This window comes from Pseudomonas citronellolis, assembly GCF_029335315.1.
In the GTDB taxonomy this organism is placed as follows: Bacteria; Pseudomonadota; Gammaproteobacteria; order Pseudomonadales; family Pseudomonadaceae; genus Pseudomonas; species Pseudomonas citronellolis_A.
On sequence record NZ_JARJLT010000332.1, the window covers coordinates 1 to 16,628 of the forward strand.

The 16,628-nt window shown below is 68.3% G+C and carries 17 protein-coding genes and 1 pseudogene; 7 read left to right on the plus strand and 11 right to left on the minus strand.

Annotation, left to right across the window (positions count from 1 at the left end; translation table 11 throughout):
- Window positions 1–97 precede the first annotated feature (97 nt).
- On the minus strand, window positions 98–823 hold the full coding sequence (locus P3W75_RS24860; RefSeq protein ID WP_276229978.1) for a substrate-binding periplasmic protein: 726 nt from the start codon (window positions 821–823) through the stop codon (window positions 98–100).
- A gap of 163 nt (window positions 824–986) precedes the next feature.
- Between P3W75_RS24860 and dnaX the strand changes: the two genes are divergently transcribed.
- The 4 genes from dnaX to P3W75_RS24880 all read left to right on the plus strand — a co-directional run bounded on the left by dnaX (window position 987) and on the right by P3W75_RS24880 (window position 5,567).
- Window positions 987–3,140, plus strand: a complete 2,154-nt coding sequence (gene dnaX, locus P3W75_RS24865; protein ID WP_276229979.1) for a DNA polymerase III subunit gamma/tau — start codon at window positions 987–989, stop codon at window positions 3,138–3,140.
- Between the two features lie 42 nt (window positions 3,141–3,182).
- The gene (locus tag P3W75_RS24870; RefSeq protein WP_017516839.1) at window positions 3,183–3,509 is read left to right on the plus strand and encodes a YbaB/EbfC family nucleoid-associated protein; all 327 of its coding nucleotides are present in this window, start codon (window positions 3,183–3,185) and stop codon (window positions 3,507–3,509) included.
- Between the two features lie 208 nt (window positions 3,510–3,717).
- Window positions 3,718–4,314: a recombination mediator RecR gene (gene recR, locus P3W75_RS24875; RefSeq protein WP_276229980.1), complete on the plus strand. Its 597-nt coding sequence runs from the start codon at window positions 3,718–3,720 to the stop codon at window positions 4,312–4,314.
- A gap of 104 nt (window positions 4,315–4,418) precedes the next feature.
- Window positions 4,419–5,567, plus strand: coding sequence for an acyl-CoA dehydrogenase family protein (locus P3W75_RS24880; RefSeq protein WP_276229981.1), 1,149 nt, complete (start codon window positions 4,419–4,421; stop codon window positions 5,565–5,567).
- Between the two features lie 255 nt (window positions 5,568–5,822).
- On the opposite strand, the gene P3W75_RS24885 is transcribed toward P3W75_RS24880, so the two are convergent.
- Together P3W75_RS24885 and P3W75_RS24890 are read right to left on the minus strand one after the other, a co-directional pair.
- The gene (locus P3W75_RS24885) at window positions 5,823–6,785 is read right to left on the minus strand and encodes an AraC family transcriptional regulator (RefSeq protein ID WP_276229982.1); all 963 of its coding nucleotides are present in this window, start codon (window positions 6,783–6,785) and stop codon (window positions 5,823–5,825) included.
- Entirely contained in the window at window positions 6,785–7,315 is a 531-nt protein-coding gene (locus P3W75_RS24890; RefSeq protein WP_276229983.1) for an OsmC family protein, read from the minus strand. Before P3W75_RS24890 ends, P3W75_RS24885 begins: the two co-directional genes overlap by 1 nt.
- A gap of 185 nt (window positions 7,316–7,500) precedes the next feature.
- Here P3W75_RS24890 and P3W75_RS24895 point away from each other — a divergent pair, with 185 nt between their 5' ends.
- Together P3W75_RS24895 and P3W75_RS24900 are read left to right on the plus strand one after the other, a co-directional pair.
- The gene (locus P3W75_RS24895; protein WP_276229984.1) at window positions 7,501–7,773 is read left to right on the plus strand and encodes a DUF4242 domain-containing protein; all 273 of its coding nucleotides are present in this window, start codon (window positions 7,501–7,503) and stop codon (window positions 7,771–7,773) included.
- Window positions 7,774–7,790: 17 nt separating this feature from the next.
- On the plus strand, window positions 7,791–8,627 hold the full coding sequence (locus P3W75_RS24900; RefSeq protein ID WP_276229985.1) for a class I SAM-dependent methyltransferase: 837 nt from the start codon (window positions 7,791–7,793) through the stop codon (window positions 8,625–8,627).
- A 129-nt stretch (window positions 8,628–8,756) separates the two neighbouring features.
- On the opposite strand, the gene P3W75_RS24905 is transcribed toward P3W75_RS24900, so the two are convergent.
- Together P3W75_RS24905 and P3W75_RS24910 are read right to left on the minus strand one after the other, a co-directional pair.
- Window positions 8,757–9,641: an SDR family NAD(P)-dependent oxidoreductase gene (locus tag P3W75_RS24905; RefSeq protein WP_276229986.1), complete on the minus strand. Its 885-nt coding sequence runs from the start codon at window positions 9,639–9,641 to the stop codon at window positions 8,757–8,759.
- Window positions 9,638–11,222, minus strand: a pseudogene (locus P3W75_RS24910) (flavin-containing monooxygenase). The gene P3W75_RS24905 and the pseudogene P3W75_RS24910 overlap by 4 nt, the downstream one beginning before the upstream one ends.
- 78 nt (window positions 11,223–11,300) lie before the next feature.
- Between P3W75_RS24910 and P3W75_RS24915 the strand changes: the two are divergent.
- Complete coding sequence (locus P3W75_RS24915) at window positions 11,301–11,990, plus strand: TetR family transcriptional regulator (protein ID WP_276229987.1); 690 nt, start codon at window positions 11,301–11,303, stop codon at window positions 11,988–11,990.
- 61 nt (window positions 11,991–12,051) lie between these two features.
- On the opposite strand, the gene P3W75_RS24920 is transcribed toward P3W75_RS24915, so the two are convergent.
- The 6 genes from P3W75_RS24920 to P3W75_RS24945 all read right to left on the minus strand — a co-directional run bounded on the left by P3W75_RS24920 (window position 12,052) and on the right by P3W75_RS24945 (window position 16,393).
- Entirely contained in the window at window positions 12,052–12,351 is a 300-nt protein-coding gene (locus P3W75_RS24920) for a cyd operon YbgE family protein (RefSeq protein WP_276229988.1), read from the minus strand.
- Window positions 12,332–12,448 (minus strand): cytochrome bd-I oxidase subunit CydX, encoded by a 117-nt coding sequence (gene cydX / locus P3W75_RS24925; RefSeq protein WP_276229989.1) that lies wholly within the window; start codon window positions 12,446–12,448, stop codon window positions 12,332–12,334. The genes P3W75_RS24920 and cydX overlap by 20 nt, the downstream gene beginning before the upstream one ends.
- A gap of 12 nt (window positions 12,449–12,460) precedes the next feature.
- Window positions 12,461–13,597, minus strand: coding sequence for a cytochrome d ubiquinol oxidase subunit II (cydB, locus tag P3W75_RS24930; protein WP_276229990.1), 1,137 nt, complete (start codon window positions 13,595–13,597; stop codon window positions 12,461–12,463).
- A 10-nt stretch (window positions 13,598–13,607) separates the two neighbouring features.
- Complete coding sequence (locus P3W75_RS24935; protein ID WP_276229991.1) at window positions 13,608–15,182, minus strand: cytochrome ubiquinol oxidase subunit I; 1,575 nt, start codon at window positions 15,180–15,182, stop codon at window positions 13,608–13,610.
- Window positions 15,182–15,394 (minus strand): cytochrome oxidase putative small subunit CydP, encoded by a 213-nt coding sequence (gene cydP, locus P3W75_RS24940; protein WP_276229992.1) that lies wholly within the window; start codon window positions 15,392–15,394, stop codon window positions 15,182–15,184. Before cydP ends, P3W75_RS24935 begins: the two co-directional genes overlap by 1 nt.
- A gap of 168 nt (window positions 15,395–15,562) precedes the next feature.
- A complete protein-coding gene (locus P3W75_RS24945) occupies window positions 15,563–16,393 on the minus strand; it encodes a metal-dependent hydrolase (protein ID WP_276229993.1) in 831 nt (276 codons plus the stop codon).
- Window positions 16,394–16,628 lie beyond the last annotated feature (235 nt).

Consider the following 16,628-nt stretch of genomic DNA (forward strand, 5'->3'; position numbering starts at 1 on the left):
GTGGGGGGCGGGCTGCTGTAGGGCGGATAACCGTTCGCGGTTATCCGCCGTTTCACCGTTCTCATCGTCAACGCCATGGCCGGCCCTGACGCAGCCGTCAGCGGTAGTGATCGAGAATCCGCTCCACCTCGCCCGACGCCTTGAGCCGGGCCAGGGCGTCGAGCACCGCCTGGGTCGGCAGCGTCGGCGCGTCGAGGACCATGCACGCCAGTTCCGTCTGGTCGAGCTGCGCCACCGGGTACAGGCGGTGTTCCGGCGGCTGGCGCAGGTTGAACCAGTCCAGCGCCACCTCGCTGCTCACCGCGTAGCGGTAGCGCCCGGCCTCCAGCTTCTTCAGCACCAGTTCCTGGGTACGCGCGTCGTCGCGGCGCAGCCGGCCCGCCTCGAAGGCGGCCTGCAACTGCGGGTAGTGATAGCCGAGCACGGTGCCGACGTTCTGCCCGCTGAGGTCGGCGACGTTCACCGCGCTCGATGTACGGGTCACCAGCAGGTCGCGCTGGGTCAGCAGCGGCACGCTCCAGCGGAATCCGGGCAGGTCCTGGTTGACCCAGGAGGGGGTGACATAGCAGCGCACGTCGACGTTGCCTTCGCGCATGGCCTGCTCCACGCGGGCGCGCGGCAGGTAATGGAAGGCCGGCGGCATGCCCACTTCGCGGGCGGTGGCGTTGAACAGCTCATAGAGGATACCGCCGGTCAGCCGGCCGTCTTCCATTTGCGCGAGCGGCATGGCCCAGCCCTCGATCACCGAGAAGTTCAGCGCGCGCGGTTCGGCCTGGGCCAGGCCGGCGAGCAGCAGCGCAAGGGTGAGGACGGGTACGCGCATCCATGCTCCGGGGTGGCGTTGATGGCACACAATGCCTGTGCGGGGCGGTTCTTGCCAAGTATGGCCTGGCCGCTCGCCGGCAACCGACCGTGGATCGGGTGCAATTTCCGGTCCGCTTCGCTAGGATTAGCCCACTTCCGCCTACCTGCTGCGATGGATTTCAATGAGTTATCAGGTTCTTGCCCGTAAATGGCGTCCGCGCTCGTTCCGCGAAATGGTCGGCCAGACCCACGTCCTCAAGGCCCTGATCAACGCGCTCGACAACCAGCGCCTGCACCATGCCTACCTGTTCACCGGCACCCGCGGCGTGGGCAAGACCACCATCGCGCGGATCCTGGCCAAGTGCCTGAACTGCGAAACCGGCATCAGCTCCACCCCCTGCGGGCAGTGCTCGGTGTGCCGGGAGATCGACGAGGGCCGCTTCGTCGACCTGATCGAGGTGGACGCCGCCAGCCGCACCAAGGTCGAGGACACCCGCGAGCTGCTCGACAACGTGCAGTACGCGCCGACCCGGGGCCGCTACAAGGTCTACCTGATCGACGAAGTGCACATGCTCTCCACGCACTCGTTCAACGCCCTGCTCAAGACCCTGGAAGAGCCGCCGCCCCACGTCAAGTTCCTGCTGGCCACCACCGACCCGCAGAAGCTGCCGGTGACCATCCTCTCGCGCTGCCTGCAGTTCAGCCTGAAGAACATGCCGCCGGAGCGCGTGGTGGAGCACCTGACCCACGTGCTTGGCGCCGAGAACGTGCCCTTCGAGGACGACGCCCTGTGGCTGCTCGGCCGCGCCGCCGACGGCTCCATGCGCGACGCCATGAGCCTGACCGACCAGGCCATCGCCTTCGGTGAAGGCAAGGTGCTGGCCGCCGACGTGCGCGCCATGCTCGGCACCCTCGACCACGGCCAGGTCTATGGCGTGCTCCACGCGTTGCTCGAAGGCGACGCGCGGGCCCTGCTGGACGCCGTGCGCCACCTGGCCGAGCAGGGCCCGGACTGGTCCGGCGTGCTGGCCGAGATTCTCAACGTGCTGCACCGCGTGGCCATCGCCCAGGTGCTGCCGGACGCCGTCGACAACGGCCAGGGCGACCGCGACAAGGTGCTGGCCCTGGCCCAGGCGCTGCCCGGCGAGGACGTGCAGTTCTACTACCAGATGGGCCTGATCGGCCGCCGCGACCTGCCCCTGGCGCCGGACCCGCGCAGCGGCTTCGAGATGGTCGTGCTGCGCATGCTGGCGTTCCGCCCGGCGGACAGCGGCGCGCCACCGAGATCGCCACTAAAGGACTCGGGGATCAGCACGGCCACGGCTGATTCCAAGCGCAACCCAGTGGCCGGCGCCACCCTTGCGGCGCCGGCCGGCGTTTCCGCCGCCAGCGTGCCGGTGGTTTCCACGGTTCCGGCCGCGCCCGTCGCGCCGGCGGCCGTTGCCGCGCCGGCACCCGTGGCGCAGCCTGTGGAGGCTCCGGCTCCGGCTCCGGCTCCGGCTCCGGCTCCGGCTCCGGCTCCGGCTCCGGTTGCGCAGGCCGAGCCGGTACCTGAACCCGCTCCGGTCGCCGAGCCCGTCGCGCCAGCACCCGTTCCAGCGCCGGTCGCCGAGGTTCCGGCCCCGGTCGCGGCGGCCAAGCTTGCGCCCGTCATCGACCTGCCGTGGGAAGAGCCCGCCGCGCCGGTCGCTGCCGTGCCGGTCGCGCAGCCCGCGCCCGTCGCGCAGCCCGCGCCGCAGCCCGTTCCGGCCGCGCCCGTCGAAGCCGCTCCGGTGGCCGTGGCGATGGCGGAAGAGGACGACGACCGCGACGACGACGAACCGCCGCCGGCCGACGACTACTATGAAGTCGACATGGACTCCTTCAGCTACCTGGAAGGCGACCAGCAGGCCCCGGCGCAGGTCGCCGAACCCGAGCCGGAACCCGCCGTGCTGCCGGCCACCGGCCTCGCCGCCGAATGGCTGGACCTGTTCCCGCGCCTGGGCCTGGGCGGCCTGACCGCGAGCATCGGCGCCAACTGCACCCTGGTGGCGGTGGATGGCGATGTCTGGCAACTGCACCTGGACCCGGGGCAGAGCGCGTTGTACAACGCCACCCAGCATCGTCGCCTGAACGACGCGTTGAGCCAGTACCATGGGCGTACCCTGACGCTGGAAGTGAGCATCCAGAAGCCCGAACAGGAAACCCCGGCCCAGGCCGCCGCGCGCAAGCGCGCCGAGCGCCAGCGCCAGGCCGAGGCGTCCATCGAGGCTGACCCCTATGTGCTGCAGATGCGGCAGCAGTTCGGCGCGGTGATCCGCGTCGGTACCATCGAACCCCTGGCGGCGAAGGCCTGACGGCCGGCGCCCAACCAACCCTGAACGACAAAGGTGATCGAGATGATGAAAGGTGGCATGGCCGGCCTGATGAAGCAGGCCCAGCAGATGCAGGAAAAGATGCAGAAGATGCAGGAAGAGCTGGCCAACGCCGAAGTCACCGGCCAGTCCGGCGCCGGCCTGGTGAGCGTGGTGATGACCGGTCGGCATGACGTCAAGCGCGTGAGCCTGGACGACAGCCTGATGCAGGAAGACAAGGAAATCCTCGAAGACCTGATCGCCGCCGCCGTCAACGACGCCGTGCGCAAGATCGAGCAGAACAACCAGGAGAAGATGTCCGGCATGACCGCCGGCATGCAGCTCCCGCCCGGCTTCAAGATGCCTTTCTAAGGTGAAGGTGCCGCCCAGCCGGCACCCATGACTGCGTTGCGAGCGATGCCGGACATGCTCATTTACTGAAGTAAACTCCGCCGTCCGACACCGCTCGCGCCTTGTCCTGCGTACCGTCTGATCGGCCCAGCCGCGTAGGATGGGTTTCGCACGCTCCACCCATGCTGCGACCTTTACCCCTCCTGAATTCCGAGACCGGTTCCCCGCCATGAGCTTCAGCCCGCTGATCCGCCAACTCATCGACGCCCTGCGCATCCTGCCCGGGGTCGGGCAGAAGAGCGCCCAGCGCATGGCGCTGCAGATGCTCGAGCGCGACCGCAGCGGCGGCCTGCGCCTGGCCCAGGCGCTGACCCAGGCCATGGAAGGGGTGGGGCACTGCAAGCGCTGCCGCACGCTGAGCGAGGAAGAGCTCTGCCCGCAGTGCGCCGACCCGCGCCGCGACGACTCGTTGCTGTGCGTGGTGGAAGGCCCGCTGGACGTGTTCGCGGTGGAGCAGACCGGCTATCGCGGGCGCTTCTTCGTGCTCAAGGGCCACCTCTCGCCGCTGGACGGCCTGGGCCCGGAGGCCATCGGCATTCCCGAGCTGGAAGCGCGGATCAAGGAAAGCAATTTCGTCGAAGTCATCCTCGCCACCAACCCGACCGTGGAAGGCGAGGCCACCGCCCACTACATCGCCCAGCTGCTGAGCGGCAGCGGCCTGGTGCTGAGCCGCATCGCCCACGGCGTACCGCTGGGCGGCGAGCTGGAGCTGGTGGACGGCGGCACCCTGGCCCACGCCCTGGCCGGACGCCGGCCGATCGTCTAGTCGCGGCGCATCGGGCCGAATCGGCCCAGGCGATGGCGTAACCCTCGCCTTGTAAACCAAGCAAGCGCTAGGTAAGTTTCCGGTAACCCGCCTGGAGACTCGCCATGTCCGCCTGCACCGATTACTTCGACGACAACCATCGCCTGGTCCGTGACGCCGTGCGGCGCTTCGTCGAGCGCGAAATCCTCTCGCACATCGCCGATTGGGAGGAGGCCGAGGAATTTCCCCGCGAGCTCTACCGCAAGGCCGGCGAGGCCGGCATCCTCGGCATTGGCTACCCGGAAGCCTACGGCGGCAGCCACGAAGGCGACCTGTTCGCCAAGCTGGCGGCCAGCGAGGAACTGATGCGCAGTGGCTCCGGCGGCCTGGTGGCCGGCCTCGGCTCGTTGGACATCGGCCTGCCACCGCTGCTCAAGTGGGGCCGCGCCGAGCTGCGCGAGCGCATCGTGCCGCAGGTGCTGGCTGGCGAGAAGATCATGGCCCTGGCGGTCACCGAGCCCTCCGGCGGCTCCGACGTGGCCAGCCTGAAGACCCGCGCGGTGCGCGACGGCGATCACTACCGTGTGACCGGCAGCAAGACCTTCATCACCAGCGGCGTGCGCGCCGACTACTACACGGTGGCAGTGCGCACCGGCGGCGAAGGCTATGGCGGCGTCAGTCTGCTGCTGGTGGAGAAGGGCACCCCCGGCTTCAGCGTCGGCCGCAAGCTGAAGAAGATGGGCTGGTGGGCCTCGGACACCGCCGAGCTGTTCTTCGACGACTGCAAGGTGCCGGCGGAGAACCTGATCGGCATGGAGAACATGGGCTTCGCCTGCATCATGGCGAACTTCCAGAGCGAGCGCCTGGCCCTGGCCACCATGGCCAACATGACCGCCCAGCTGGCCCTGGAGGAAGCGCTGAAATGGGGCGCCGAGCGCGAGGCCTTCGGCAAGCCGATCGGCAAGTTCCAGGTGCTCAAGCACCGCCTGGCGGAGATGGCCACCCAGGTCGAGGTATCCCGCGAGTTCACTTACCGCCAGGCGGCGCAGATGGCCGCCGGCAAGAGCGTGGTGAAGGAAATCTCCATGGCCAAGAACTTCGCCACCGACGTCGCCGATCGCGTGGTCTACGACGCCGTGCAACTGCTCGGCGGCATGGGCTACATGCGCGAGAGCCTGGTGGAGCGCCTGTACCGCGACAACCGCATCCTCTCCATCGGCGGCGGCACGCGGGAGATCATGAACGAGATCATTGCCAAGCAGATGGGGCTGTAGGCGCGTTCGCAGCAGGGCGGTACCCTCCACCGGCGCGCGAATCGCGGGCATGGCCCGCTCCTACGGGGAACACCGAAACACCCATGCACACCGGAACACCCGGTAGGGCGCATAACCGTTCGCGGTTATCCGCCGTCGGCCCGAGCACCGGAACCAACGGCAACGGCGGATAACGCCGTAGGCGTTATGCGCCCTACGGGTTTCCAGAGAGACATCCGCGCGCGCCGGAACGCCCCGTTCAGGCCAATCTCTGACTCAACCCACCGAAGCCCGCGCCCGCCGCCAGGCCGCCGGCGGCGCGCCGTACTCGCGGCGGAAGGCGCGGCTGAAGGCCGTGTCGGTCTGGTAGCCGACATCCTCGGCGATGCGCGCCAGCGGCGCGTTGCTGCCGCGCAGCAGGTTGGCCGCCAGCACCATGCGCCATTGCGTCAGGTACTGCATCGGCGAGTTGCCCACCAGGTGCTGGAAACGCTCGGCCAGCACCGAGCGCGAGGTGCCGGCGCTGCGCGCCAGTTCCTCCAGGGTCCAGGCGTGGGCCGGGTCGCCGTGCAGGGCGTTGAGCGCCGCGCCGACGATGCGGTCGTGCAGGCCGGCCAGCCAGCCGATGCGGTGGCCGTCCTGGCCTTCCATGTACAGCCGCAGCATCTCGATGAACAGCACTTCGGCCAGCTTGGCCAGCACCCCGGCGCCGCCCGGGCGCGGTGAGCGCGCTTCGGCCAGGGCGTAGCGCACCGACGCTTCCAGCCAGGCGCCGGCGCTGGAGCCGCGCAGGTTGACCTGCACCAGCGCCGGCAGGCCGGCCAGCAGCAGGCGCGCCAGGCGCGCGTCGCAGGCCAGGTAGCCGCACACCAGGCGCGTGGTGGCGCCACCGCCGCCGTAGGCCAGCTGGCGGGGGCGGCGCGCCAGCACCGCGTCCAGGCGCGCGCCGCTGGCCGGCGCCAGGCCCGGCTCGGAGCACATGCGGTGGGTGTCGCCGAGCGGGAACAGCACCGCGTCGCCGGCCACCAGGCGGCGCGGCGGGGCCTTGCCCAGCTCGACGTAGCACTCGCCCTCGGTGATCAGGTGGAAGATCACCACCTGCTCGGCGCCGGGTTCCAGCAACTGGGTCACCGAATCGGCGCGTGGCGACTGGTAGCACCAGGGCGCGGTGAAGCGCGCGTTGATGAAGATCGCCCCGACCAGGCGCACAACCCGCAGGGTTTCCGAAAGCGCGTCCATCAGGCCGCGACCCCGACGATCTCCAGGGTCACCGGCACCGGTCGTTCGATGGCGCTGGACACCGGCGACAACGCCTGGCTGCGCTCCACCAGCTCGCGCAGCGCTTCCGGCGCCTGACCGGCGGCGCCGATGCGCACCAGCAGGTGCACGGCGAAGGGGCCGGCGTGCGGCTCGCCGCCCTCGCCAGACAGGCCGAGCAGGCCGTTGAGGTCGGTCTGGCTGTGCGCTTCCACTTCCAGGTGCTGCAGGGCGATGCCCTGTTCGGCGGCGAGCATGGCGATGCGCGTGGCCATGCAGCTGGCCAGCGCGGCGCGCAGCAGCCAGCCGGGGCTGACCCGTTCGCCGGAGCCGCCGAGGGCGGCCGGCAGGTCGGTGACCAGTTCGCAGCCGTTGGCGTGGCGGGTGGCGACCTGGGCGTCGCCGAGCCAGCGCGCCAACGCCGGCTCGTCGCGCACGCGGCCGCTGGCCGGGTGGCGTTGCAGCACGGTGTGCAGGCGCTGCAGCGCCGAGGTGATCTGTTCCGAAAGCATGGCGCACCTCCCGTTCTCCGGGTGTCTGCCCGATTCTGCCGGGTTTTCGCCGCAATGGACGGGCGCCGGACGATCGGGCAGGGAAGCCCGACGCTGGAGCAGGACGGCCGCGGCGCGGCGGCGCAGCATCGGCGACGGTGGTGGTGCAGTGCGGCCACCGCCGGTCCCATCCCACGGAGGTTGTCATGCCGAAATTCGTTATAGAACGCGAAATCCCTGGCGCCGGCGAGCTGTCCGCGCGCGACCTCAAGGCCATCGCGCAGAAGTCCTGTCGTGTCCTCGACCAGTTGGCGCCACGGGTGCAGTGGTTGCACAGCCACGTCACCGGCGAGCGCATCTACTGCCTGTACATCGCCACCGACGCCGAAGCCGTGCTGGAGCACGCGCGCCTGGGTGGCTTCCCGGCCAACCGGGTGTCGCAGGTGTTCGCCACCATCGATCCGACCACTGCCGAATGAGCCGGCAAAGAGGCCCCATGAACACTCCCATGCACACCCCCGTCAGCGCGCCCGTGGATTTCCAGGCGCTCAAGCAACGCCAGCAGGCGGCCTGGGCCAGCGGTGACTACGCGATCATCGGCACCACCCTGCAAATCGTCGGCGAGCGCCTGGCCGAGGTCTGCGACCTGCGCTTCGACGAGTACGTGCTGGACGTCGCCGCCGGCAACGGCAACGCCACCCTGGCCGCCGCCCGGCGCGGTTGCCGGGTGATCTCCAGCGACTATGTGCCGGCGCTGCTCGAACGCGGCGCCGAGCGCGCCGACGCGGAGGGCCTGGCGGTGCAGTTCGAAGTCGCCGACGCCGAGAACCTGCCGTTCGACACGGCGAGCTTCGACGCCGTGCTGTCCACCTTCGGCGTGATGTTCACCCCCGACCAGGGCCGCGCGGCGGCGGAGCTGGCGCGGGTGTGCCGGCCGGGCGGGCGCATCGGCCTGGCCAACTGGACCCCGGAAGGCTTCATCGGCCAGCTGTTCCGCCTGCTCGGGCAATACCTGCCGCCCGCGGCGGGGGTGAGGCCGCCCTCGGCCTGGGGCGTGGAGGCGAACCTGCGCGAGCTGTTCGGCGACAGCCTCGGCCAGCTGCAGGCGACGCGGCAGGTGTTCAACTTCCGCTACCGCTCGCCGGCGCATTTCATCGAGGTGTTCCGCACCTGGTACGGGCCGACCCACAAGGCCTTCGCCAGCCTGCCGGCGGACGCGGCGGCGGCGCTGGAGCGCGACCTGACCGGGCTGTTGCAGTCGCTGAATCGCGGCGGGGCGGACTCGCTGGTGGTGCCCAGCGAGTACCTGGAGGTGGTGCTGACGCGGCGCTGATGCGGGCCATGGGCTCGACGGCGGATAACGCCGTAGGCGTTATGCGCCCTACGTTGGCCCCGTAGGATGGTGTTGAGCGAAGCGATACCCATCAAGAACAAGCCCGCACGAAAGCGCGGGCTTGTTTCTTCATTTCGCCTCGTAACCCTCCGGCCGCGTCTTGGGCTTGGGCGCGAAGCGCGCGGCCAGGCGCATGCTGACGGTGACCAGTTTCTGGTACCACACCGGCAGCAGGCGCAGCATCACGTCGATGGCGTGGGCGTCCGGGCCGATGAGGATGCGCCGGGCGTCGCGCTCCACGCCACGAATGATGACCTGCGCGGCCTTCTCCGGAGTGGTGCGCAGCAACTGGTCGTTGAACTGCTGGCGCGCGGCGCTGGTGTTCTGCCCGGTGACCTTGGCCAGGCTGTCGTTCATCCGCGCGGTCTTGGCGATGTTGGTGCGGATGCCGCCGGGGTGCACGCAGCTGGCCGACACCGCGCCGCCTTCCATGTCCAGCTCCTGGCGCAGCGCCTCGGTAAAGCCGCGCACGGCGAACTTGGTGGCGTTGTAGGCGCTCATGCCCGGCTGCGAGAACAGCCCGAAGACGCTGGAGACGTTGACGATGTGGCCGTCGCCGGAGGCCTTGATGTGCGGCAGGAAGGCCTTGGTGCCGTAGACCACGCCCCAGAAGTTGATGTTGGTGATCCACTCGTACTCTTCGTACTCGCTGCCTTCCACGGTGCCGGCGTGGGCCACGCCGGCGTTGTTGAACACCAGGTTGACCTTGCCGTGCTCGGCGGCGGTCTTGTCGGCCCAGGCGTGGACCTGCTCGCGGTCGGCGACGTTGACCACCTCGGTGGAGATGCGCACGCCGTACGAGGCCAGGCCCTGGCGGGTTTCCTCCAGGCCGGCGGCGTTGACGTCGGCCAGTGCCAGGTGGCAGCCGCGCGAGGCGAGTTCGCGGGCCAGGGCCCGGCCGATGCCGGAACCGGCACCGGTGATGGCGGCGACTTTGTTCTCGAAGGATTTCATGCCGGGACCTCCTCGGCGCGGGGTTGCTGGGCGCTGGCGGCCTCGACGAGCGGCCGGGCGTTCAGGTGGTAGGCGGCCGGGTCGAAGTGCCGCGTGGACAGGCGGAAGCGCCAGGTGAAGCCGGGCCACAGGGTGCAGTTGCGCCCGCTCACCGGGTGCAGGTACCAGCTCTTGCAGCCGCCGGTGTTCCACACGCTGTGGTTGAGCCCGCGTTGCAGCTTCAGGTTCCAGCGTTTCTGCTCGTCTTCCTTGACCTCCAGGCTGAGCAGCTCGCGGCGCTTGATCAGCTTGAGCGCGCCGAGCACGTAGGCGATCTGCGATTCGATCATGTAGACCATGGAGTTGTGGCCCAGCCCGGTGTTCGGGCCCATCAGGAAGAACAGGTTGGGGAAGCCCCGGGTCACCGTACCCTTGTAGGCTTCCGGGCCTTGTGGCCAGGTATCCAGCAGGTCGACGCCGCCACGGCCGAACAGGGTGCCGCGCGGTACCGGGTCGTTGGCGGTGAAGCCGGTGCCGAAGATGATCGCGTCGACTTCGCGCTCCTGGCCGTCGGCGCTGACGATACTGTGCTCGCGGATCTCCTGGATGCCCTCGGTGATCACCGCCGAATTCGACGCGGCCAGCGCCGGGTAGTAGTTCGGCGACATCAGGATACGCTTGCAGCCGATAGTGTAGTCGGGGGTCAGTTTGCGGCGCAGTTCCGGGTCCTTGACCTGCTGGTGGATGTAGCGCACCGCCAGCTTGCCCACCAGCTTCATCGCCCAGGGCGCGAAGGTGAAGCCCAGCACGCGGCCTTCGAGCATGCTGTAGAGGGCGCCGCGCCAGAGTTTCTGCGCCAGCGGGAAGGCGCGGAAGCGCGCGCGTTCGCTGTCGCTGATGGCGCGGTCGGGCTTGGGCAGGATCCACGGCGCGGTGCGCTGGTAGAGGTCGAGCTGGGCCACCAGCGGCTGGATTTCCGGCACGAACTGGATGGCCGAGGCGCCGGTGCCGATCACCGCCACGCGCTTGCCCTTGAGGTCGTAGTCGTGGTCCCAGTTCTGCGAGTGGAAGGCGCGTCCCTTGAAGTTCTCCAGGCCCTTGAGCGCCGGGGTCGAGGGGATCGACAGGGCGCCCATGCCGGAGACCACCGTCTGCGCGGTGTAGTGATTGCCGGCGGCGTCGCGCAGGTGCCAGAGGCTGCGCGCCTCGTCCCAGTCCAGGCGCTGGATTTCGGTGTTCAGCAGGGTGCGGCCTTCCAGGCGGTACTTCTTCCAGCAGTTCTCCAGGTAGCCGCGGATTTCCGGCTGGCGGGCGAACATGCGCGTCCATTCCGGGTTCGGCTCGAAGGAGAAGGAGTAGACATGGGATTGCACGTCGCAGGCGCAGCCCGGGTAGTTGTTGACCCGCCAGGTGCCGCCGACGCCGGCGTCCTTCTCGAACAGCAGGAAGTCGTCCTCGCCTTCCTGGCTCAGGCGGATGGCCATGCCCAGGCCGGAAAAGCCGGTGCCGATGATGGCCACCTTGCAGTGTCTGACCGCGGCAGTCTTAGGTTGAGTACCCATTTACCTGGCTCCTGTTATGCTTGTGTGCAGGCGTATACAACTGTCTACGTGCTGCCAATGTAGACATCTGTATACTTCGTGGGCAACCAATCTTTAGGGTGGGCGAGGTGGGGCGAGGATGAGTCTTGAGCCGGAAGCGGTAACACATCGCCAGGATGCGCCGGGCAAGCGCCTGTTGATGGACGCGGCGCTGCGCCTGGCGTCGAGCCGGCGCAGCCTGAGCAGCATCGGCCTGCGCGAGCTGGCCCGCGAGGCCGGGCTGAACCCGAACACCTTCTATCGCCACTTCGCCGACGTCGACGACCTGGGCCTGGCGATCATCCGCGATATCGCCAGCCAGCTGCGCCAGCCCCTGCGCGAACTGCGCCGCGAGGCGGCCGAACGCGCGCCGGCGCCCGGCGCCACGCCGGCCACCCCGCTGGGCCTGGACTTCGCCCGTGGCCAGCGGGTGTGCGCGGAGACGGTGAGGCTGTTCTTCGACTTCGTCGAACGCCACCCGGAGGCCCACATCATCGGCGTGCGCGAACTGCACGGCCCGTCGCCGGTGCTGCGCGCGGCGCTGGGCGAGGTGATGGACGAGTTCGGCCGCGACATGGCCGAGGACATCGTGCAGTTCCGCCTGCTGCCGGACGTGCCCGAAGCCGAGGTGGCGCAGCTGTCGCGGCTGATCAGCCGGCAGTTGTTCCAGCTGTCGCTGGACTACCTGGAGCTGCCGGAGGCGCGGCGCGGGGAGGTGTGCGCGCTGGCGGAGCGGCAGATCCTGCTGCTGTTCACCGGCGCGGCGGTGTTGCAGGCGTTGGGACTGTAGGGTGCTTGCTGGAGAGAGGGGCGGAGTCAATCTTGAGCGACATGCCACACGGTGCGAACCATCAGCCCATCCTGGCCCTCAGCAGCAGCACGTAACCCAACACCAGCAACGGCCAGGCCAGCGTCGGCCCGAACAGCAGCGCCCACAGCCGCTGCCGTGGGTCGAAGCCCACGCCGTGGACGAAGCCGCCGCTCACCCCGAGCATCACCAGCATCAGCAGGCCGTGGCTGTAGCCGCCGCTGGCGTCGAGCATCAGCGCCGGGTGGATCAGCAGCACCAGCGCCAGTGGCGCCGCCAGCAGCAGCGAGAGGACGCGGCTCCAGGGGCGGCGCAGGGCGCCTTCAGACCTCGCCGCTGTCATCGCTGTCGAGGTTCTGCGTGGTTTCCAGCCAGAGCGCGTTGATGATGCCGAAGCTGCAGGCCAGCAGCACGCCGAGAATCCAGGCGAAGTACCACATGTGCGTCGCTCCTCAGTAGAGTCCGTGGGGGTTGGCTTCGATGTGCTTGCGGTTCAACCGGCCCCACATGCGCGCGTAGCCCCAGAGCGTGTAGCAGAGGATCAGCGGGACGAAGACGCAGGCCACGCCGAACATGATGCCGAGGGTCTTGTGGCTGGACACCGCGTCCCACAGGGTCAGGCTGGCCGCCGGGTTTTCGCTGGAGGGGAACACGAAGGGGAACAGCGCGAAGCCGGCGGTGCAGAGGGTGCCGATGATCGCCAGGGCGCTGCCGAGGAAGGTCAGCCCGCCCTTGCCGCCGCTGGCGCTGGCCAGGGCGATCAGGCCGCCGAGGATGCCCAGCGCGGGCGCCAGCATGGTCAGTGGCTGGCTGTGGTAGTTGGCCAGCCAGCCGGCGTTGTCCAGGGTCACCTGCTTGTGCAACGGGTTGAGCACGGCGTTGCCGTCCACCGCCGAGGCCAGGCTGAAGCCGTGCATGCCCAGGCTGACCCACAGCCCGGCGCCGATGAACGCCGCCAGGTACACCAGCGCGCACAGCTGCGCGGCGCGGCGCGAGCGTTCGGCCAGTTCGCCGTCGGTGCGCAGCATCAGCCAGGCGCCGCCGTGCAGGCAGAGCATGCTCAGGCTGACCACTCCGGCGAGCAGGGCGAAGGGGTTGAGCAGGGCGAAGAAGGAACCGTGGTAGGACGGCCGCATCATGTCGTCGAGGTTGAACGGCAGGCCCAGGAACAGGTTGCCGAAGGCCACGCCGAACACCAGCGCCGGGACGAAGCCGCCGACGAACAGCGCCCAGTCCCAGACGTTGCGCCAGCGCGGGTTCTCCAGCTTGCTGCGGTAGTCGAAGCCCACCGGCCGGCAGAACAGCGCGAAGAGCACCAGCAGCATGGCCCAGTAGAGCCCGGAGAAGGCGGTGGCGTAGACCATCGGCCAGGCGGCGAAGAGCGCGCCACCGGCGGTGATGAACCACACCTGGTTGCCGTCCCAGTGCGGGGCGATGGTGTTGATCGCCACCCGCCGCTCGCTGTCGGTCTTGGCCACGAAGGGCATCAGCGCCATGGCGCCCATGTCGAAGCCGTCGGTGAGGGCGAAGCCGATCAGCAGCACGCCGATCAGCACCCACCAGATGATCTTCAGGGTTTCGTAGTCCATGGCGGGCTCCTCAGGCGGTGGCGGGGTGCGCCGGGGCACCCTGCTCGAAGTGGTAGCGGCCTGTGTGCAGGCTGGACGGGCCGAGGCGCGCGAACTTGATCATCAGGTACATCTCCACCACCAGCAGCAGGCTGTAGAACAGCACCAGCGCGGTGATCGAACCCCACAGGTCGTGGGTGCTCAGGCTGGAGGCGGACAGGTGCACCGGCAGCACCTCGCCGATCGACCAGGGCTGGCGGCCGTGCTCGGCGACGTACCAGCCGGTCTGCGCGGCGATCCACGGCAGCGGCAGGCTCAGCAGCGCCCATTTCAGCAGCCAGGGTTTGCTTTCCTCGTTCTTCCGCGCCGAGGCCCAGAAGGCGCAGGCGAACAGGGCCAGCATGAGGAAACCGCAGGCGACCATGATGCGGAAGCTGAAGAACAGGGTGAGCACGTCGGGGATGGTGTCGAGGGTGGCGAGGCGGATCTGCTCCTCGCTGGCGTCCACCACCTTGTCGGTGTACTTCTTCAGCAGCAGGCCGTAGCCCAGGTCGAGCTTGACCTTGTCGAAGGCGGCGAGGGTGGCCGCGGACTTGTCGCCGCCGCGCAGCTTCTCCAGCAACGCGTAGGCCTGCATGCCGTTGCGGATGCGCGCCTCGTGCTGCACCAGCAGGTCCTTGATGCCGGTGACCTCCTTGTCCAGCGAGCGGGTGGCGATGATGCCCAGGGCGAAGGGAATCTTGATCGCGTAGTGGGTGCGCATCTGCTCCTGGTCGGGGATGCCGAACAGGGTGAAGCCGGCCGGCGCTTCCTCGGTGTTCCACTCGGCCTCGATGGCGGCCAGCTTGGTCTTCTGCACGTCACCGATCTCGTAGCCGGACTCGTCGCCGAGGATGATCACCGAGAGGATCGAGGCCAGGCCGAAGGCCGAGGCGATGGCGAAGGAGCGCCGGGCGAAGCCCTGGTCACGGCGCTTGAGCAGGTAGTAGCTGGAGATGGCGAGGACGAAGATCGCCCCGGTGACGTAGCCGGCGGCCACGGTGTGGACGAACTTGACCTGGGCCACCGGGTTGAACAGCAGCGCGCCGAAGTCGACCAGCTCCATGCGCATGGTCTCGAAGTTGAACTCCGCGCCTACCGGGTTCTGCATCCAGCCGTTGGCGATCAGGATCCACAGCGCCGAGAGGTTCGAGCCCAGCGCCACCAGCCAGGTCACGCACAGGTGCTGGACCTTCGACAGGCGCTCCCAGCCGAAGAAGAACAGGCCGATGAAGGTGGATTCGAGGAAGAACGCCATCAGCCCTTCGATGGCCAGGGGCGCGCCGAAGATGTCGCCGACGTAGTGGGAGTAGTAGGCCCAGTTGGTACCGAACTGGAACTCCATGGTCAGCCCGGTGGTGACCCCGAGGGCGAAGTTGATGCCGAACAGCTTGCCCCAGAACTGGGTCATGTCCTTGTACACCTGCTTGCCGGTCATCACGTACACCGACTCCATGATCGCCAGCAGGAAGGCCAGGCCCAGGGTCAGCGGGACGAACAGGAAGTGGTACATCGCCGTCATGGCGAACTGCAGGCGTGACAGGTCGACTACGGCTTCGGAAATCATCACGGGGACTCCTTGGCGGGGGAGGAGGTGGATATGGGCGCGGGGGTGCCCAACAGGTGTGCGCTGACCTGTCGCTCGGCGTCGACGGGTATGGTCGGGTGATCGAACCAGATGGCCTTGATGGCCATGAGCAGGGCCAGCTTGATCACCAGGATCACAGCGATCTCGCGGGCCAGGGGTGTCGTCCAGAATGAGTGATCTTCCGAAGACATCGGCGGCTCCATCTGGGTAATTCGTAGGAAAGCGTCTAGCGCGGGGCTGGCATAAGGCTACAAATTCCTAGGTCAGTGTAGTGACTGGATGCCGCAGCGCGAATTTCCCAAATGAAAAAGCCAGGCGGGGCCTGGCTTCTGCGGGGGTGGGGCGGATTGACGCGGGGTTCAGCCAGCGAAGTCGAGCTTGTCCTTCCAGTACTTTTCCAGCGCCTTGGTGTCGTGGTCGAAGGGGTGGAAGCCGGGGCGGAAATAGTCCAGCCAGGGCAGCACGAGCTGGGTGAAGTAGCCATTGCGCAGGCCGAACAGGGTGACCAGGCCGTGCTTCCAGCTGCGCCAGTTGAACAGCTGGCGGTCGCGGCGCAGCAGGTGGACCTGGAAGCCGGCGATGACCCCGAGGAACACCACGGTGGTCAGCAGCATCACCGCGGTGCGGGTGAAGTAACCGCCGTAGACCTGCTGGTAGACGTCATAGGCGACCGCCTTGTGCTCGTTCTCCTCGATGGCGTGCCACATCCATAGCTTGTACAGCTTCGGCGAGCGCATCTGCGTGCTCAGGTCCTCGCGGCGCAGCAGGCGCTCGGCCATGGTCGCGGTGAAGTGCTCCAGGGCGCAGGTGATGGCGAGGTCGTGCTTCTTGGTGGTGACCTTGCTGATGGCACCCAGCAGGTGCTTGATGCGCAGCTCCAGGCGCTCCAGGTCCACCCCGTGCTCCTCGGCGTACTCGTTGTAGGCCGCGTGCTCCTTGGAGTGCATGGCTTCCTGGCCGATGAACGCGGACACGTCCTTCTGCAGCTGCGGGTCCTGGATACGGTCGCGCACGGCGCGCACGCTGTCGACGAAGAACTTCTCGCCGTAGGGGAACAACGACGAGAGGTTGTTCATGAAGTGCGACATGAAGGGTTGGCCGTCCCACCAGTACTTCGGCGTCTCGGTGAAGCTGAAATCCATGCGCCGGACGGGGAAGTGGGCGCGGAGCGGTTCGGTCTGGGCGTTCATGGGCGACTCCTTGTTGTTGTTCGACGAGCCCCGGCGGCGGTTCGGCGGGCAGCGGCACCGGCGGGACGGAGGGCCTGACACGGATCGTGTCATTGGTTGATGTAATTGTTGGAAGGATTGTCGGACAACAGATAGGTCCGATCCGGCCACGGCGCGGTGATATGTGGCCAAGCGGGGGCCGGCCCGACCTTGGATAGGGGGGAACAGGAGGGTGCGGCGAGAGAGGTGTTACCGG

Bases quoted from the DNA above. Each gene is read 5' to 3' on its own strand.
- P3W75_RS24935 (WP_276229991.1), bottom strand. From the start codon at position 15,182: ATGATTTCCGAAGCCGTAGTCGACCTGTCACGCCTGCAGTTCGCCATG.
- P3W75_RS24860 (WP_276229978.1), bottom strand. From the start codon at position 823: ATGCGCGTACCCGTCCTCACCCTTGCGCTGCTGCTCGCCGGCCTGGCC.
- P3W75_RS24915 (WP_276229987.1), top strand. From the start codon at position 11,301: ATGAGTCTTGAGCCGGAAGCGGTAACACATCGCCAGGATGCGCCGGGC.
- cydP (WP_276229992.1), bottom strand. From the start codon at position 15,394: ATGTCTTCGGAAGATCACTCATTCTGGACGACACCCCTGGCCCGCGAG.
- P3W75_RS24890 (WP_276229983.1), bottom strand. From the start codon at position 7,315: ATGCTTTCGGAACAGATCACCTCGGCGCTGCAGCGCCTGCACACCGTG.
- P3W75_RS24895 (WP_276229984.1), top strand. From the start codon at position 7,501: ATGCCGAAATTCGTTATAGAACGCGAAATCCCTGGCGCCGGCGAGCTG.
- P3W75_RS24885 (WP_276229982.1), bottom strand. From the start codon at position 6,785: ATGGACGCGCTTTCGGAAACCCTGCGGGTTGTGCGCCTGGTCGGGGCG.
- recR (WP_276229980.1), top strand. From the start codon at position 3,718: ATGAGCTTCAGCCCGCTGATCCGCCAACTCATCGACGCCCTGCGCATC.
- P3W75_RS24905 (WP_276229986.1), bottom strand. From the start codon at position 9,641: ATGAAATCCTTCGAGAACAAAGTCGCCGCCATCACCGGTGCCGGTTCC.
- dnaX (WP_276229979.1), top strand. From the start codon at position 987: ATGAGTTATCAGGTTCTTGCCCGTAAATGGCGTCCGCGCTCGTTCCGC.
- cydX (WP_276229989.1), bottom strand. From the start codon at position 12,448: ATGTGGTACTTCGCCTGGATTCTCGGCGTGCTGCTGGCCTGCAGCTTC.
- P3W75_RS24945 (WP_276229993.1), bottom strand. From the start codon at position 16,393: ATGAACGCCCAGACCGAACCGCTCCGCGCCCACTTCCCCGTCCGGCGC.
- P3W75_RS24880 (WP_276229981.1), top strand. From the start codon at position 4,419: ATGTCCGCCTGCACCGATTACTTCGACGACAACCATCGCCTGGTCCGT.
- cydB (WP_276229990.1), bottom strand. From the start codon at position 13,597: ATGGACTACGAAACCCTGAAGATCATCTGGTGGGTGCTGATCGGCGTG.
- P3W75_RS24920 (WP_276229988.1), bottom strand. From the start codon at position 12,351: ATGACAGCGGCGAGGTCTGAAGGCGCCCTGCGCCGCCCCTGGAGCCGC.
- P3W75_RS24900 (WP_276229985.1), top strand. From the start codon at position 7,791: ATGAACACTCCCATGCACACCCCCGTCAGCGCGCCCGTGGATTTCCAG.
- P3W75_RS24870 (WP_017516839.1), top strand. From the start codon at position 3,183: ATGATGAAAGGTGGCATGGCCGGCCTGATGAAGCAGGCCCAGCAGATG.